The sequence below is a fragment of the Micromonospora sp. CPCC 205554 genome (assembly GCF_036902745.1).
Taxonomy (GTDB): Bacteria; Actinomycetota; Actinomycetes; order Mycobacteriales; family Micromonosporaceae; genus Micromonospora; species Micromonospora tulbaghiae.
In genome coordinates this window covers 132,937-148,516 of sequence record NZ_JBAKHP010000005.1, presented here as the reverse complement: position 1 = coordinate 148,516, position 15,580 = coordinate 132,937, and the positions used below count along the sequence as shown (strand labels likewise).

The window sequence follows — 15,580 nt, the reverse complement described above, 5'->3', positions numbered from 1 at the left end:
GTCAGACCGGGCAGGACAGCTCGGCGGTGGCCGCGGTCCGGGCGTACCAGGCGGCGTGGTCGGCGATGAGGTCCAGCACGTGGGCGATGTCGTCCACTGTGGTCTCGGGATTGAGCAGGGTGAGCTTCAGGTGGTGGGCGCCGTCGACCTTGGTGCCGGCGACCAGGGCCGCGCCGGACGCGGCGAGCGCGTCGCGGGCGTGCAGGTTGGCCTCGTCGACCAGGTCGGGGGCGAGGCCGGACGGCCGGTACCGGAAGACCACTGTGCTCAGCTGCGACGGCGCGGCCACCTCGAAGCGCGGGTCGGCGTCGAGCCGCCGCCACGCCTGCGCCGCGAGGTCGACGACCTGGTCGAACAGCGCGCCGATCGCGTCCGGCCCCATGATCCGCAGGGTCAGCCAGAGCTTGCACGCGTCGAACCGGCGGGTGGTCTGGATGCTCTTGTCGACCTGGTTCGGGATGCCCTGCTCGACCGCGCGGGCCGGGTTGAGGTAGTCGGCGTGCCAGGTGGCGTGGCGCAGCGTCCGGCCGTCGCGGACCAGCAGCGCGCTGGAGCTGACCGGCTGGAAGAACGACTTGTGGTAGTCCACGGTCACCGACGCGGCCCGTTCGATGCCGTCGAGCAGGTGTCGGCGGGTGGGGGAGACCAGCAGCCCGCAGCCGTACGCGGCGTCGACGTGCAGCCAGACGCCCGCGGCGGCGCAGATGTCGGCGATCTCGGGCAGCGGGTCGACGGTGCCGAAGTCGGTGGTGCCGGCGGTGGCGACGACGGCCATCACCACCTGGCCGTCACGGTGGCAGCGGTCGATCGCGCGGGCCAGCTCGTCGGTGCGCATCCGGCGGGTCGCGTCGGTGGGCACGGTGAGCACCGCGTCGGCGGCCAGGCCGAGCAGTTTGGCGGCCTTCTGCACGCTGAAGTGCCCGGCCGCGGAGGTGAGGATGCGCAGCCGGGACAGCACCTGCGGCCGGTCGGGCCGGGTGGCGGAGCCGCCCACCACCGTGCGGTACGCCTCCTCGCGCGCCAGCAGCATCGCCTGGAGGTTCGACTGGGTGCCGCCGCTGGTGAAGACCCCGTCGGCGCCGGCGCCGAGCCCGATCCGCCCGGCCGTCCACTCGATCAGGCGCCGCTCCATCAGCGTCGCGCCGACGCTCTGGTCCCACGTGTCCAGTGAGGAGTTGACGGCGCTGAGCACCGCCTCGCCGAGCAGGGCCGGGATGACCACCGGGCAGTTCAGGTGGGCCAGGTAGCGCGGGTGGTGGAAGTAGACCGCGTCGCGCAGCCACACGTCGTGCAGCTCGTCCAGGGCGGCGTCGGTGTCGCCGAGCGGCCGGTCCAGGTCGATGGCGCCGATGAGCGGCGCCAGCTCGTCGGGGGTGACGCCGGTGAACGGCCGGTCCGCCTCGCCCACCCGGCGGGCCACCCGGTCGACGCCGCGCGCCAGCACGTCCCGGTACCGTCCGAGCGAGCCGGCGTTGAACAGGTGGCCGCGTGCCGTGGCGGCGGCGCGGCCGGTGTCGGCGGGCGCGGCGCCGGTCGGGCTCCCGATCGAACTCATGCGACTTCCCAGCGGTCGTACGGACAGGACGCGCGGCGACGGCCGCGGCGATCAGGTTAGGTTAGGCTTGCCTAACTATCAAGCACGACTCGGGGTGCTTTGTCCCGCATGAACCGCCGGTTGGCGCCCCGCCCACGTCGCGGTAAGGTCGCCCTCGGTTAGGGGAGGTTATCCTAAGTTGACTGTGGAACGGAACCGGCGTCCGGCGCGCCGAGACGGCGCGAGACGATGACACACGTCGATCGCGACAGGTGGGGTGTGCCCCGGTTGTGGGCCGCCGACGTCGACGCGCTCGCGCGTCTGCAGGGGCGCGTCGCCGCGCTGGACCGGGCCTGGCAGATCAGCGTCGAACGATGGCGCGCCGAGGGCCGGCTGGCCGCCCACGTCGGCGCGGCCGAGGTGGCGTGGGACCGGTTCGCCAGGCGCGTACGGCTGGACGACACCGCCCGCCGCTGCTATGAGCGGCTGGACCCGGACACCCGGCGGTGGGTCGAGGCGTACGTCGACGGGATCAACTCCGGACTCGCCGAGGGCGCCGGCGACGCGCCGGAGTTCGCCGCCACCGGCACCGCGCCCGAACCCTGGCACCCCTGGTCACCGCTCGGCGTCTTCCTCGTCCAGCACGTGCTGTTCTCCACGTTCCCGAACAAGCTCTGGCACGCGCACGTGGCCCGTAGGCTCGGCCCCGAGGCGGTCGGGCTGTTCGCGGTCGAAGGACCGGCGTCCTCCGGCAGCAACGCCTGGGCGCTGCCCGCCGACCCGGTCACCGGGCGCGGCCCGGTGATCGCCGGTGACCCGCACCGGCTGCTCGAACTCCCCGGCGTCTACCAGCAGGTCCGGCTCGCCTGCCCGGAGTTCGACGTGATCGGCCTCGCGTTCCCCGGCGTGCCCGGCCTGCCGCACTTCGGCCACACCGGCCACGTGGCCTGGGCCGTCACCAACGCGATGGCCGACTACCAGGACCTCTACCGCGAACGGCTGCGCCGCGACGGCGACCGGGTGCTGGTGCGCGACGCCGGCGGCTGGACGCCCGCCGCACGCCACGTCGAGGAGATCGAGGTCCGTGGCGGAGCCCCGGAGGCGGTCGAGGTGATCGAGACGCCGCGCGGCCCGGTGATCGACCACGACCGGGTCACCGGCGAGGCGATCGCCCTGCGCACCCCGAGCCGGGTCGAGGCCCGCCTCGGCTTCGAGGCGTTGCTGCCGCTGCTGCGCGCCCGGCACACCGGTGACGTCGCCGAGGCGCTGCGCCACTGGGTCGAGCCGGTCAACAGCGTGCTCGCCGCCGACACCGGGGGCGGTGTGCGCCGCCTGGTCGCCGGCCTGGTCCCGGTACGCGACGAGCGGTGCCGGCGGGAACCCGTGCCGGCCTGGGAGCCGCGGTACCGCTGGCGGGGCGACTACCTGCCGCCGGTGGACGAGCCGGTCGACGGCGTGGCGGTGTGCGCCAACGACCGGCGCGCCGACGTGGCCGCACACGGCGCCGACTTCGCCCCGCCGCACCGGGCCCGCCGGATCCGGGCGCTGCTCGCCGACGGCGCCGAGGCGTCCATCGTGCACACCGACGACCGGCTCCCGGCCGGACCGCTGTACCGGCTGCTCGACCGGCTCGACCCGGGCCGGCTCGACGAACCCGCCCGCGCTCTGCTGCTGCGGCTGCGCGGATGGGACCGGACGATGGCGGCCGGTTCGGCCGAGGCCGGGGCGTACGCGGCCTGGCGTGCGGCGCTCGCCCGGCGGTTGCGCGTACACCCGAGGTTGCGTGCCCTCGACGAGCCGTGCGGTTTCGACGAGCTGTTCGCCCCCTGGACCGACCCGGCCGCCCGGATCGGCCTGGCGCTGGACCACCTCGCGGCCGGGTTCGACCTCGCGGAACCGGCGGCCGAGGCGCTGGCCGAGGTGGCCGCCGGCCCGCCGCCCGGTGCGTGGGGCAGCCGGCACGTGCTGCACCCGGTGCACCTGGGCGTCGCCGCCGCGGTCACCGACGCGGTGGCGGCGATGCGGCTGCGGGTGGCGCTCGCCGGTGACACCGACTGCGTGCTGGCCACCTCCAGCGTGCCGGGAATCTCCGACGCCTGCTGGCGCGGCCCGGTGGCCCGCTACGTGTGGGACCTGACCGACCGGGCGGCCAGCCGCTGGATCGTCCCGTTCGGCGCCTCCGGGCGCCCCGGCGACCCGCACTTCGCCGACCAACTGACCCACTGGGCCGCCGGGACGCTGATCCCGGTGCCCGCCGGCCCACTGACGGGAGACGAGACGACGTGATCCACCTGGAGCGGATCCCCGGCCTCGGCGAGCTGGCGCTGGAGCCGGTACGCCCCGACCGGCACGCCGAACTGCTGCACGGCTGGGTGGTCCGGCCCCGCAACCGGTTCTGGGGCATGGGCTCGCACACCGTCGACGAGGTACGCGAGATCTACGCGTTCGTCGACGGGCTGGACACCCACCACGCCTACCTGATCCGGCTCGACGGCGAGCCGATCGGGCTGTTCCAGACCTACCAGCCGGAGGCGGACCCGGTCGGCGAGCGCTACCCGGTGCAACCCGGCGACGTGGGGACGCACCTGCTGCTCGACCCGCCCCGGCGGTACCCGCGCGGCGTGACCGGTGCGGTCTTCCCGGCCCTGGTCCGGTTCCTGCTGCGCGATCCGGCCGCGCGTCGCGTGGTGGTCGAGCCGGACGTGCGCAACGACGCCATGCTGCGCCGGCTGCGGATCGAGGGCTTCACGCTCGGCGACGAGGTCGACATGCCGGACAAGCGGGCCCGGCTGGCGTTCCTGACCCGCGAGCGGTTCGAGGCGGACCACCCGGCGGCGTGACGGCTCGACGGCGTCACGGCCCGGTGGCGCGCAGCCGCCCGGCCAGGTAACGCACCGTCTCGGCGTACGCCGGGTCGTCCTCGGACGGAAGGTGGCCCTTGATCGGCGGCGGGACGCTGTCCCAGGGCGGGGCCACCAGGCTCTCCGGATCCCGGAGGCGGCGGTCGACAGTCGCCTCCGGGCCGGTGACGCCGGCCGGCTCGTCCGCGCGGTGCGGGGAGAAGATCCATCCGCCCAGCGCGTCGGTGTCCCGCCACAGGTTGCGCCACCGCCAGCCGAGCCGGCCGCCGATCCCGCGCAGCATCCCGTCGCCCACGTAGGCGGGGAACAGCCGGGCGTAGAGCCGGCGCAGCGGCGAGCTGTACGTGAGCAGGGCGACCCGCGCGCTGATCTCCGCCGGCAGTTGCAGGACGGTGGCGGCGACGAGCACCGAGCCGTGGCTGTAGCCGGACAGCAGCACCCCGTTGCCGCTGCGCACCAGGTACGTGATGCGCCGGGCCAGCTCCGGCACGGCCCGCTCGGCGTAGCAGGGCGGCGCGAACGGGTGCGCGGCCCGGGGCCAGAACGTGGCGAGGTCGAAGAGCACGCCGACGTGGTGGCGGAACCCGGGACTGCGGTAGGCGAAGATCCCGGCCACACCCAGGGCCAGCACCGCCGCCGAGAGCGCCACCCCGCCCACCTCGATGCCGAACATGACCAGCTCGGCCGGCACGTGCGTGCGGCGTTCCAGGGCCTCGCCCGGCTCGGGACGGACCAGCGCCATCGCGGTGGTCGCCGCGCCCGCCCCGGCCATGACGGCGAACAGCACCGCCAACGGCACCAGCAGGTCGGTGAACCGGGCCCGGACGATCATCGTCCGGACCTGCCGCAGCCGGGGCGCCGCCTCGGCCGGCGGTGCCGGGAAGTCGCGTTCGACGATCGCCTGGGCGGCCCGGACCCGGCCGCGCCGGGACACCAGCGCCACCACGGCGGCGGCCGCCAGCGTGACCAGCAACGCGCGGAAGAAGCCGTAGATGGCCCAGGTGTACGCGCGGGCCGGACCCGGTATGTCGTCCGCCGGGGACATGCCCCGGTCCAGCAGGTCGGCGGTGCGCTGGACCAGCTCGGCGGAGTACGCCACAGCGAGCCCGCCCGCCGCCGCCGCGACCACGAGCGCGCCGAGCCCGTTCGGCGGCTGGTGGCCGCGTACCCGCAGCCGGTGCCAGAGCAGCACGGCGCCCAGGCCGCCGAGCAGGACCGCGTGCGTGACCAGCAGCCAGGTCAGGATCGAGCCGTAGCCGGGCAGGCCTCCGCCGGTACGCCAGCGGGCCGGGGCGAACAGCAGGTGCCCGGCCACCGCGACGGTGAGCCCGACCGCTGCGGCGCGCAGCGCCCGGGCGACCCGGTCGCGTCGCGGGTCGGCGGGCGCCCGGTCGACGAGCGGCGGCGCGCAGACCAGGACCACGCAGGCCAGCAGGACCACGCCGGTGACCGCCAGCAGCGCCGCCACAGTGGGCGGGACGCCCTGCGCGGCCCGGGCGGCGAGGAGACAGCCGTCGAGGGTGGCGAAGGCCGCCGCGATGTGGATCGAGCGCAGCCGGCCCATCAACGGTTCGGTGTCCCACTGGCCGATCGTGCTCAGCGGGGGCCCGGCGGATGCCCGCTCCGGCGCCCGGAACGCGGTGAACGAGCGTCCCGGCCGCCGGGCGCCCCACCAGACCAGGCTCACCGCGGCGGCCGGGACCAGCGCCAGCACCACGAGCCGCAGTCCCACCGGCCGCCCACCCATCCAGGACAGCCACTCGCGGTCGGCGATGCAGGCCGGGACGGACAGGCACTGCCAGGCCACCAGGTCCAGCGCCACCCCGGCGCCGGCGAGCACGTACAGCGCGGTCAGGCTCAACCCGAGCACCCGGCACAGCGCCCGCACCACCGCGCCGCCGACCGCGTCCCCCGGCCGCATCCACACGGCCACGTTGATCAGCATGAAGGGCATCAGGAACAGCAGCGACAGGGTACGCAGCGCGGTGCCGGACGGCAGGTCGTTCCACCGGTACGCCTCCAGCGTCACCCCGCTCGCCCCGTGCTCGTCGGCGTGCCCGGGGCGGGGCCGGTAGAAGCCGGCGCTGCGGTCGCCCGCGACCTGCCGTACCAGCGGCCGGCCCAGCACCTCGGCGGCGCCGGCCGAGGAGACGCCGTGCACCCGCAGCTCCACCACCTCGCTCGACGGCTCCTGTGCCCGCCCTGGTCCAGCCGTCATCGACCCTCCGCGACGTCCCGGCCGCCCACGCCGCCCGGCACGGCCCGCCCTCGGGTGGCGCAGCGTCCTACCCGGCCGGGCCGGGGGCAAACGCCCGTGGGCCCGGCGGGCGGCCCGTTCGAAGCCGCGCCGTCCGGGTAACCGCGGCGGACGTCCTCGGACGTCCTCGGACGAAGGGAGCCCGCATGACCGGCGCATCGCCCCCGCGCGACGGCTTCGCCGTCGTGGAGATGTTCACCTCCCAGGGCTGCGACAGTTGCCCGCCCGCCGAGGAGGTGCTGTCCGGGATCGACCGGGACGCGCGTGAGCGCGGGGAGCGGGTCTACACGCTCGGCTTCCACGTCGACTACTGGGACCACCTGGGCTGGGCCGACCCGTACGGCGCGCAGGCGCACACGCTGCGGCAGGAGCGGTACGCGCGGACGCTGCGCTCCGGCGGGCTCTACACCCCGCAGATGATCGTCAACGGAACGGTCGAGTTCGTCGGGTCGGACCGCCGGCAGGCCGCCTCGGCGATCGACGCCGCGCTGGCCGCTTCGCCCGGCACGCCGGTGACGCTGTCCGTCGTGACGGCCGACGCCGGGCACGTGGTGCTCGACTACGAGACCGGAGCGCTGCCCGAGCAGGCCCGGCTGAACGTGGCGGTGGTGGAGCGCGGCCTGGAGAACGACGTCCCCCGGGGTGAGAACGCCGGGCGGCGGCTGCGCCAGGACACGGTGGTGCGCGCGTTCAGCTCCACCGAGCTGAACGGTGAGCGGGGCCGGATGGAGATCGACGTGCCCGCGGCGCCCGACCCGCGCCGCACCTCGGTCGTCGGATACGTGCAGCAGGGCGACCGGGCGGTGGTCGGCGCGACCGCCGTCGACCTCGGCGACGGGAGCCGGTGATGACCCGGGCCGCGGCGGCGACTCGGCTGCCGCCGGTCGACGTCGGCCGCTGGGTGAACTCCGCGCCGCTGACGCCGCAGGATCTGCGCGGACGTGTGGTCCTCGTCGACGTCTGGGAGTACACCTGCGTGAACTGGATCCGCACCGCCCCGTACGTGCGGGCGTGGCACCGCGACTACCGCGACCTGGGGCTCACGGTCATCGGCGCGCACGCGCCGGAGTTCGCGTTCGGCCGGCTGCCGGAGAACATCGACCGGGCGATCCGCGACCACGGGCTCACCTACCCGATCGCGATCGACGACGACTACACGTTCTGGCGTGCCCTGCGCAACGACGCCTGGCCCGCGAGGTACCTCTTCGACGCCGACGGGCGGCTGGCCGGCCGCTGGGTGGGCGAGGGCGACTACGACCGGACCGAGGCGCTGATCCGGCGGCTGGTCGAGGCCGCCGCGCCCGCGACCGCGCTGCCGCCGGTCACCCCGGAGGTGACCGCGTTCGTGACCGGCCCGCAGCCCACGTACGCCGGGATCACCCCGGAGACCTACCTCGGCGCCGGCCGTGGTGTGCCCGGCACGTACGCGCTGACCGGCGACTGGCGGGTCGAGGGCGAGTACGTCGAGACCGGCGATGCCGGCGCCGAGCTGGTCCTGCCGTTCACCGCCGGTGAGGTGAACCTGGTGGCCGACCCGGGACCGGAGGGACCGGCCGGGATTCGGGTGCTGCTGGACGGGAAACCGGCCGCTGACGCGCGCGGCGCCGACGTGGGCCCGGACGGTCGGGCACTCGTCGACCGGGCGGCCATGATCCGGCTGGTCGACGGTGCGACGCCGGGGGAGCACCGGCTCACCCTGCGCGCCGGGCGGCCCGGCTTCCGCGCGTACGTCTTCACGTTCGGTCCCTGACCCGACCCGAGGAGGACAATCCGTGGCCGTCAAGACCATGACGCCGACGCGTACCGGCGCCGGCATCCGTGAGTTCCGCATCGAGGTGCCGGAGGCGGACCTGGAGGACCTGCGGGCCCGGATCGCGGCCACCCGCTGGCCGGAGCGCCAGACCGTGGACGACCAGTCGCAGGGCGTGCCGCTGGAGACCAGTCAGGCGCTCGCCCGCTACTGGGCCACCGAGTACGACTGGCGCCGGGTCGAGGCGCGGCTCAACGACCTGCCGAACTTCGTCACCGAGATCGACGGCCTGGACATCCACTTCATCCACGTACGCTCGCCGCACGCCGACGCGCTGCCGCTGATCGTCACGCACGGCTGGCCCGGTTCGGTGATCGAGCAGTTGAAGATCATCGGCCCGCTGACCGACCCGACGGCGCACGGCGGCCGCGCCTCGGACGCGTTCCACCTGGTGATCCCGTCGATGCCCGGCTACGGCTTCTCCGGCCAGCCGGACCGGCCCGGCTGGGATCCGCAGCACATCGCCCGCGCCTGGACCGAGTTGATGCGGCGGCTGGGTTACACCCGGTTCGTGGCGCAGGGCGGCGACTGGGGCGCGCTGATCACCGACATGCTCGGCGTGCAGGCCCCGCCGGAACTGGCCGGCATCCACACGAACATGCCCTGCGTGGTGCCGCCGGAGATCGACGCGCTGCTGCAGAGCGGCATCACCGGTGTCAACAACCCGCTCGCGGAGCTGCCGTCCGGGCTCTCGGCCGAGGAGCGGGCCGCCTGCGAGCGGATCGACTTCTTCTGGAAGCACTCCGCGTACGCGCTGATCATGACGACCCGTCCGGAGACGCTCATGGCGCTCGCCGACTCGCCGGTCGGCCTGGCGACGTTCATGCTCGACCACGACGCGGCGAGCCTGGAGCTGATCTGCGCCGCCTTCGCCGGCCGGCCCGGCGGGCTGAGCCGCGACGACATCCTGGACAACGTCACGCTCTACTGGCTCACCAACACGGGTGTGTCCTCGGCCCGGCTGTACGCGCAGAACGCGCTGTCGTTCTTCGCCGCCAAGGGCGTCCGGGTGCCGGCCGCGGTGAGTCAGTTCCCGGACGAGATCCTGCTCGCGCCGCGCAGCTGGGCCGAGCGGGCGTACCCGAACCTGATCCACTACAACAAGGTGGACCGGGGCGGGCACTTCGCCGCCTGGGAGCAGCCGGAGCTGTTCGCCCAGGAGATGCGGGCGGCCTTCCGGTCGCTGCGCTGACGCCGGGGCGGATGCGGCCGGGTGGGGGTGCCACCCGGCCGCATCCCCGGGTTCAGACCTCGGTCAGCCGGACCGCGTCGGCGATGACCAGGCCGGCGGCGGAGCTCCACCGGCTGACCGCCACGCGGTTGGCGTCCCCGGCCGGCAGCGTGAACGTGCCGAGCGAGCGCCACTGCCCGCCGGTCGCCCGCTGGTCGACCACGACCGTCCGGTTGCCGGTGGTCGTGGCGACGATGTACGGCGTGGCAGCGTTGTAGCCCGCGTTCGCCGGCCACCACGCCTCGACCCGGTAGTTGCCGGTACGCGGGACGTTGAACTTGTACCAGGCCGCGTCGCTCGCGGCGACCGGGTCCGCGTAGCGGTAGTCGGCGCCGTAGCGCTGCCCGGAGTACGTCGAGGTGCCCCAGTTGGCGCTCGCGGTGAACCGGCCCGCGGTGGCGTTGTCCACGATCGACGTCCAGCCGGTGCCGCCGCCGGCCATCTTGGCGGCCACGTCGGCGCGCATGGTGTTCAGGTCGATGAAGGACGGGTCGATCTTGCCGGTGGTGCTGGTCTCCCGGTGCCCCCGGGCGTAGCTGGAGTCCCGGCCGAGCCGCTTGAGCACGGCGGCTGTGGCCGCGATGCTGGCGTTGTACTGGGCGGTGGTCATCCGCTGGTCGACGCCGTTGTAGTCGATCTCCCACCCGATCATCAGGGTGTTCCCGTCCCCGGCCGGGATCGGTCCGCTGCCGCCGCTGGTGCCGGCGTGGTTGCACCGTCCGGCGGAGATCACGTGGAACACACCGTTGTAGTCCACGAGCGCCTGGCAGAGCGGGCCGGGCAGGTCGGACCGGCCGTTGATGCAGATGTTCAGCGCCGGGTGCGGGTTGCCGGCGCTGGAGGTGGCCGCGGTGTGGTGCCAGAGCACCCCGATCGGGTCGAAGGAGCCGGGGCGCATCCGGTTGAGCCAGTCGCCCTCGACGACCACCTGCACGCCGGCGGCCCGCAGCACGTCCACGAGCCAGGGAATGGTGGCCATCACTGCTCCCCGAGCAGGTCGGCGAGGCACTCGGCCTTCGGCGCCGCGAGCGCCGTGCCGGGCCGGACGGCCACGGCGAGGGCGGCGGCCACCAGGGCGGGTACGCCGAGCAGACCTCGGCGTCGCAGACGGGGGAATCGTGACGTGGGCATGGCGCTCCTCGGGTGACGGCGCTTCACCGATCGACGGATGTGAGTGCGGGCACGCTATACCGACATCCGCCGTCTTGTCGATACCCTTCAATGATCGTTTCTGTCGTGAAAACTTTCGCCACCGCCACCTGTCGTCATCCGTCGATGCGTGGTAGAAATCCTGCCCAAGTCTCGCCGTCGGGCGAGGAATCCTGCACAGGAGGGGCGCCGATGAGAGCGATCACCACGGCCCTGACGCTGCTCGCCGTGGTCGCGTCCGCGGCCGTCCCGGCGACGGCGTCGGCCGTTCCGGCCCGGGCCGGGACACCGGCCGCCGCCGAGACACCGGCTGTCGCCGAGCCGCAGCCCGCTCTGGCCGCGGTCGGCCCGCAGCCCGGCACCTTCACCGGCAAGGGCTTCGACACCTGCACAGCGCCGTCGCAGGCCGCGATGGACGCCTGGCTGACCGCCTCGCCGTACCGCGCGGTCGGCGTCTACATCAGCGGCGGCAGCCGGACGTGCGCCCAGCCCAATCTCACCGCGACCTGGGTCGCCGACCAGACCCGCAAGGGCTGGCGGCTCATCCCCATCGAGCTGGGCTACCAGGCGCCGTGCGGCACCCGTACGCCGAAGATGTCCGCCGACCCGGCCACCGCCCGCGGGCAGGGGAGGACCGCGGCGGACAGCGCGGCCGGGGCGGCCCAGGCGCTCGGCATCGGTGCCGGCAGCACGCTCTACAACGACATCGAGCAGTACCCGACGACCACCGCCTGCCGGGCCGCGGTTCTCTCCTTCCTCTCCGGCTGGGTCGAGCGCCTGCACGCGCGCGGCTACCTCGCCGGCATGTACTCCAGCGGCTCGTCCGGCATCAAGGACGTCTGCGACGCCTACCACGACACCCGGTACCTGCGCCTGGACCAGATCTGGATCGCCTGGTGGAACGGCGTCGCGGACACCGACGGGGGCACGTACTGCGCCGACGACCGCTACGCCGACCAGCAGCGCCTGCACCAGTACGCCGGCGACGTCACCGAGACGTGGGGCGGCGTGACCATGAAGATCGACCGCAACTACCTCGACGTACGGGCCGGTACGCCGCCCGCGTCGTGGAGCGTCACAGTCGACAACGCCACGGCGGGCGGGTTCACCGCCGGCGCGGCCTGGGGCACCTCCGCGTACTCCGGGCAGCGCCACGGCGCCGACTACCGCTTCGCCGCGCCGGTGGCGGCCAGCGACGTGGCCTGGTTCCGGACCACCCTGCCCACGACCGGCGCCTACGAGGTCTCCGTGTGGTACCCGGCCGACCCCGGATACAACGACCGCACGCCGTACCTGGTGGCCACCACGACCGGCAACCGGACGGTGGCTGTCGACCAGCGCACCGGCGGCGGACGCTGGGTCTCGCTCGGCGTGTTCACGCTCGCCGCGGGCACCGGGGACAAGGTCGGGGTGAGCCGCTGGAGCGCCGGTGCGGGCTACGTGGTCGCCGACGCGGTCCGCATCACCCGGGTCTGATCCCCGCACCCGTACGGATGCACTGCCCGCCGTCGCCGCCCGGCCGGTCCGCCGGGCGGCTAGAACGGACGGTATGGCGGGGCGACGGGCGATCTACGGGGACACGGGCGACGGCGGCGTGCAGCTCGCCGCCAGCACCGACAGGTGGCACCTCTATCCGGATCACGTCCTGCTCGCCCCGGACGACCCGCCGGAGGATCTGCTCCGCTTCGACGCGGAGCTGATGCCGTTCGCCGACAACCCGCGACGGGGCGCGCTGGCGGTGGTGGACATGCAGAACGACTTCTGCGCCGAGGGCGGCTGGACCCACCGCTCAGGGCTGGACTACCAGGCATGCCGGGAGGCCATTCCGGGGGTGGTACGCGCGGTCGAGGCCGCCCGCCGTCACGACATGTTCGTCATCTGGGTGTACTGGCACAACCGTCCCGACCTGCGCAACCTGGGCGCACCGACGCTGCACTCGTTCAAGCACACGCCCGACCAGTGCGGCATCGGCCAGCCGTTGGACCGCGGGCGGGTGCTCACCGCCGGGGAGTGGGGCGCGGAGATGGTCGACGAGCTGAAGCCGCTGATCCGCGACGACGACGTCATGATCGAGAAGGTGCGGATGAGCGGGTTCTACGGCACGCATCTCGACCAGGTGCTACGCACCCAGGGCATCCACACGCTGTTCGTCTGCGGCGTCAACGCGGACCAGTGCGTCAGCACCACGATCGAGAGCGCCTACTTCCGCGACTACAACCCGGTCCTGGTCGCCGACGCCACCGCCACGTCCAGCCCGGCGTACTGCAAGGACGCGGTCGTGTTCAACACCAAGCAGTGCTGGGGGTTCGTCACGACCACCGACCGGTTCGCCGACCCGCGGCCCTATCGGCGGTGAGCCGGTCCCGCGGCGGCGGGACCGGCTCACCCCGGCCGGCTCAGTTCAGGTGCGCCAGCAGGGCGGTGGCCATGCCCTGCTCACCCCGGGCGTTGGGGTGGAACGGCGCGGCGGCGTTCTGCGGCACCAGCCCCTCCACCCAGCGGGTGCCGCTGCTCTTGCACGCGTCCCGGCCGATCGACGGCGTGTAGACGTCGGCGTAGCTCGCGCCGCCCGCCGCCGCGGTGTCGGCGAGCATCGTGTTGAGCGCCTTCTGGACGCCGCGCAGGTACGGCACGTCCTGGTAGGCGATCGGTACCACCGGCCAGCAGCCGTATCCGCTGTCGGGCAGGATCGCCGGGTACCCGAGCACCACCACGCGCGCGTTCGGCGCGGCCTGGCGGACCGCCCGCAGCACCGCCGTCACCTTCGGCGCGGTGGCGGCGATCCGGGCCCGCAACTGGTCGGTGCCGCCGGCGGTGAACCGGTCCTTGCAGGGTGAGCCGAGCGGGCTGCTCACGCTCGCCTCGGCGCAGTCGCTGATGATGCCGGAGAAGCCGATGTCGTTTCCGCCGATCTGGACGGTCACCAGCGCGGTGGCCGAGGTGACGGCGTTGACCTGCGGCGGCAGCGCGATGCCCAGCGCGCCGTCGCCGCCGTACAGGATGTCCTCGGTGGTGGCGCCGGAGCAGCTCACGTCGGCGAACGACGCCGACCCGGCGGACGCCGCGACCAGGGACGGGTAGTTGCGGTTGGAGCGCAGGCAGTTCAGGTCGACCTGGGTGGGGACGAGCGGGGCGGAGGTGTAGGAGTCGCCGAGCGCGACGTAGCGCCCGGCGGGCGCGGCGGCGACGGCGGGTGCGGCGGCGGCGAGCAGCACGCCGGCGGCGGCCGCGACGAGCGCGGTCATCCGGCCGGCGGTCCGCAGGAGCGGCAGGCGGGGACGGTTCATGGGGCCCTCCCGGAGGGGTCCTGGTGGTGGTGCTGGGATTCTGTCCGCGCCTGTGACATGCGTCAATATCGACGACCCTCACTAAACGACGGTCCAGGATGTGGTCCGCCGCCGTCCGCTCACACGGCCACGGGTGTCGCGTACGTCACACTTTTCGGCGTCGCCGATGTCGGGTACAGGCCGGTCGCCGAACGGTCGATCCGTTGCGCCACAACGGTCCCCGGCCCGTCACGCCTGCTGGGCGGCCGGATGCCGGATCGGGGCACGTACGCACCGGAGTGACCCCGGCACGGCTGGTGAAGAACGTATCGAGTGTCGGCGATCGTGAATTTGCAGGCGTCATTACGCTGCGGGGTGGTTGATCGCCGGAACCACGGACGACAGGTGGAAGAACCTCAGATGAGTGACAATCACCCTCCCTACGGAGGCTATCCGGACCCGAACGCCGGAGCGTGGGGCAACCAGCCCGACCCGAACGCCCCGTACGGCGCGCAGCCGGCCTCCGGTGCGCCCTACGGATCGCAGCCGGCTTCGGGCGCCCCCTACGGCGCCCAGCCCGGGTCGGGCGCGCCCTATGGCGCCCAGCCCGCGTCGGGTGCGCCCTACGGCGCTCAGCCCGGGTCGGGCGCGCCCTACGGTGCGCAGCCCGCGGCGCCGTTCCCCGGCCAGCCGGGCTACCCCGCGCAGCCGGCGCCGTACGCGCCCACCCCGCCCCCGAGCGGCGGCAAGAGCAAGGGCCTCATCGTCGGCCTCGCCGCGGGCGCGGTCACGCTGACGCTGCTGTGCTGCGGCGGTGGCCTCGCCTACGTCGCCTTCAACGGCGACGAGGAGGACCCGAAGCCGGTGGCGTCGGGCAGCGCCACCCCCGGGCCGGACAACAGTCCGTCCGCGACCCCCAGCGCGGGCGGGCCGGAGTCGAGCGGGCCGGACGGGCCCACCAACAACGACTCGATCACCGCGCGGTACGCCAGCGAGATGTCGGCGGTCTGCGACGGCGGCGCGATCCTCAACGCCGCGCCGTACACCGCGCCGGCGGGCTCGAAGGCGTACGTCTTCTCCAACTCCCCGGACCGGCCGTCGTTCTGGTCGCAGAAGACGATCAGCTCGGCCAAGCCGTACTACGCGAAGTCGGCCGACTTCGCCACGGTGTCCGTCATCGGCTGCCTCAAGATGGTCGAGGGCAGCGAGGGCACGCCGAAGAAGTGCCAGTACAAGAACAGCGAGGACAAGGTCGTCACGGTCGACTACATCTCCTCGCGGTACACCCTGACCTTCCACGCCGCCAAGACCGGCGAGAAGGTCGGCGACGGCGGCACGGTGACCGCGCCCGCCGCCCGGTGCCCGAGCTTCATCTCCTACAACAAGGTGACGATGAAGTCGTACGCGTCGCCGGACAGCGGCACCATCGAGGCCGCGCTGGATCGGTTCCTCAAGTAGCTCCACCCGGATCG

Annotated in this window: 13 protein-coding genes; 8 read left to right on the top strand and 5 right to left on the bottom strand. The window is 73.9% G+C overall.

Annotated features, from left to right (window positions below; all coding sequences use genetic code 11):
- Window position 1 precedes the first annotated feature (1 nt).
- Entirely contained in the window at window positions 2-1,555 is a 1,554-nt protein-coding gene (locus V6U82_RS09830; protein WP_334460612.1) for a pyridoxal phosphate-dependent decarboxylase family protein, read from the bottom strand.
- 228 nt (window positions 1,556-1,783) lie between these two features.
- On the opposite strand from V6U82_RS09830, the gene V6U82_RS09825 reads away from it, so the two are divergent.
- Together V6U82_RS09825 and V6U82_RS09820 are read left to right on the top strand one after the other, a co-directional pair.
- Entirely contained in the window at window positions 1,784-3,820 is a 2,037-nt protein-coding gene (locus V6U82_RS09825) for a penicillin acylase family protein (protein ID WP_334460611.1), read from the top strand.
- Entirely contained in the window at window positions 3,817-4,374 is a 558-nt protein-coding gene (locus V6U82_RS09820) for a GNAT family N-acetyltransferase (protein ID WP_128139218.1), read from the top strand. Before V6U82_RS09825 ends, V6U82_RS09820 begins: the two co-directional genes overlap by 4 nt.
- A gap of 13 nt (window positions 4,375-4,387) precedes the next feature.
- Here the strand turns inward: V6U82_RS09820 and V6U82_RS09815 are convergent, their stop codons facing one another.
- Complete coding sequence (locus tag V6U82_RS09815) at window positions 4,388-6,613, bottom strand: hypothetical protein (RefSeq protein WP_334460610.1); 2,226 nt, start codon at window positions 6,611-6,613, stop codon at window positions 4,388-4,390.
- A 185-nt stretch (window positions 6,614-6,798) separates the two neighbouring features.
- On the opposite strand from V6U82_RS09815, the gene V6U82_RS09810 reads away from it, so the two are divergent.
- The 3 genes from V6U82_RS09810 to V6U82_RS09800 are packed head-to-tail and all read left to right on the top strand — an operon-like array spanning window position 6,799 to window position 9,654.
- Window positions 6,799-7,500, top strand: coding sequence for a DUF1223 domain-containing protein (locus tag V6U82_RS09810; protein WP_334460609.1), 702 nt, complete (start codon window positions 6,799-6,801; stop codon window positions 7,498-7,500).
- Window positions 7,500-8,402 carry a redoxin gene (locus V6U82_RS09805; RefSeq protein ID WP_334460608.1) on the top strand — a complete coding sequence of 301 codons (903 nt, stop codon included), beginning with the start codon at window positions 7,500-7,502 and terminating at the stop codon, window positions 8,400-8,402. Before V6U82_RS09810 ends, V6U82_RS09805 begins: the two co-directional genes overlap by 1 nt.
- 22 nt (window positions 8,403-8,424) lie before the next feature.
- A complete protein-coding gene (locus V6U82_RS09800; RefSeq protein WP_334460606.1) occupies window positions 8,425-9,654 on the top strand; it encodes an epoxide hydrolase family protein in 1,230 nt (409 codons plus the stop codon).
- 52 nt (window positions 9,655-9,706) lie between these two features.
- On the opposite strand, the gene V6U82_RS09795 is transcribed toward V6U82_RS09800, so the two are convergent.
- Window positions 9,707-10,672 (bottom strand): golvesin C-terminal-like domain-containing protein, encoded by a 966-nt coding sequence (locus V6U82_RS09795; protein ID WP_128138080.1) that lies wholly within the window; start codon window positions 10,670-10,672, stop codon window positions 9,707-9,709.
- Window positions 10,672-10,824 (bottom strand): hypothetical protein, encoded by a 153-nt coding sequence (locus tag V6U82_RS09790; RefSeq protein WP_181726665.1) that lies wholly within the window; start codon window positions 10,822-10,824, stop codon window positions 10,672-10,674. Before V6U82_RS09790 ends, V6U82_RS09795 begins: the two co-directional genes overlap by 1 nt.
- 210 nt (window positions 10,825-11,034) lie before the next feature.
- Here V6U82_RS09790 and V6U82_RS09785 point away from each other — a divergent pair, with 210 nt between their 5' ends.
- Window positions 11,035-12,318, top strand: coding sequence for a glycoside hydrolase domain-containing protein (locus V6U82_RS09785; protein WP_334460604.1), 1,284 nt, complete (start codon window positions 11,035-11,037; stop codon window positions 12,316-12,318).
- Window positions 12,319-12,391: 73 nt separating this feature from the next.
- On the top strand, window positions 12,392-13,198 hold the full coding sequence (locus V6U82_RS09780) for a cysteine hydrolase family protein (protein WP_128138079.1): 807 nt from the start codon (window positions 12,392-12,394) through the stop codon (window positions 13,196-13,198).
- Between the two features lie 40 nt (window positions 13,199-13,238).
- On the opposite strand, the gene V6U82_RS09775 is transcribed toward V6U82_RS09780, so the two are convergent.
- A complete protein-coding gene (locus V6U82_RS09775; protein WP_334460601.1) occupies window positions 13,239-14,129 on the bottom strand; it encodes an SGNH/GDSL hydrolase family protein in 891 nt (296 codons plus the stop codon).
- 399 nt (window positions 14,130-14,528) lie between these two features.
- Here V6U82_RS09775 and V6U82_RS09770 point away from each other — a divergent pair, with 399 nt between their 5' ends.
- Complete coding sequence (locus V6U82_RS09770; RefSeq protein WP_334460599.1) at window positions 14,529-15,566, top strand: hypothetical protein; 1,038 nt, start codon at window positions 14,529-14,531, stop codon at window positions 15,564-15,566.
- Window positions 15,567-15,580: the final 14 nt, after the last annotated feature.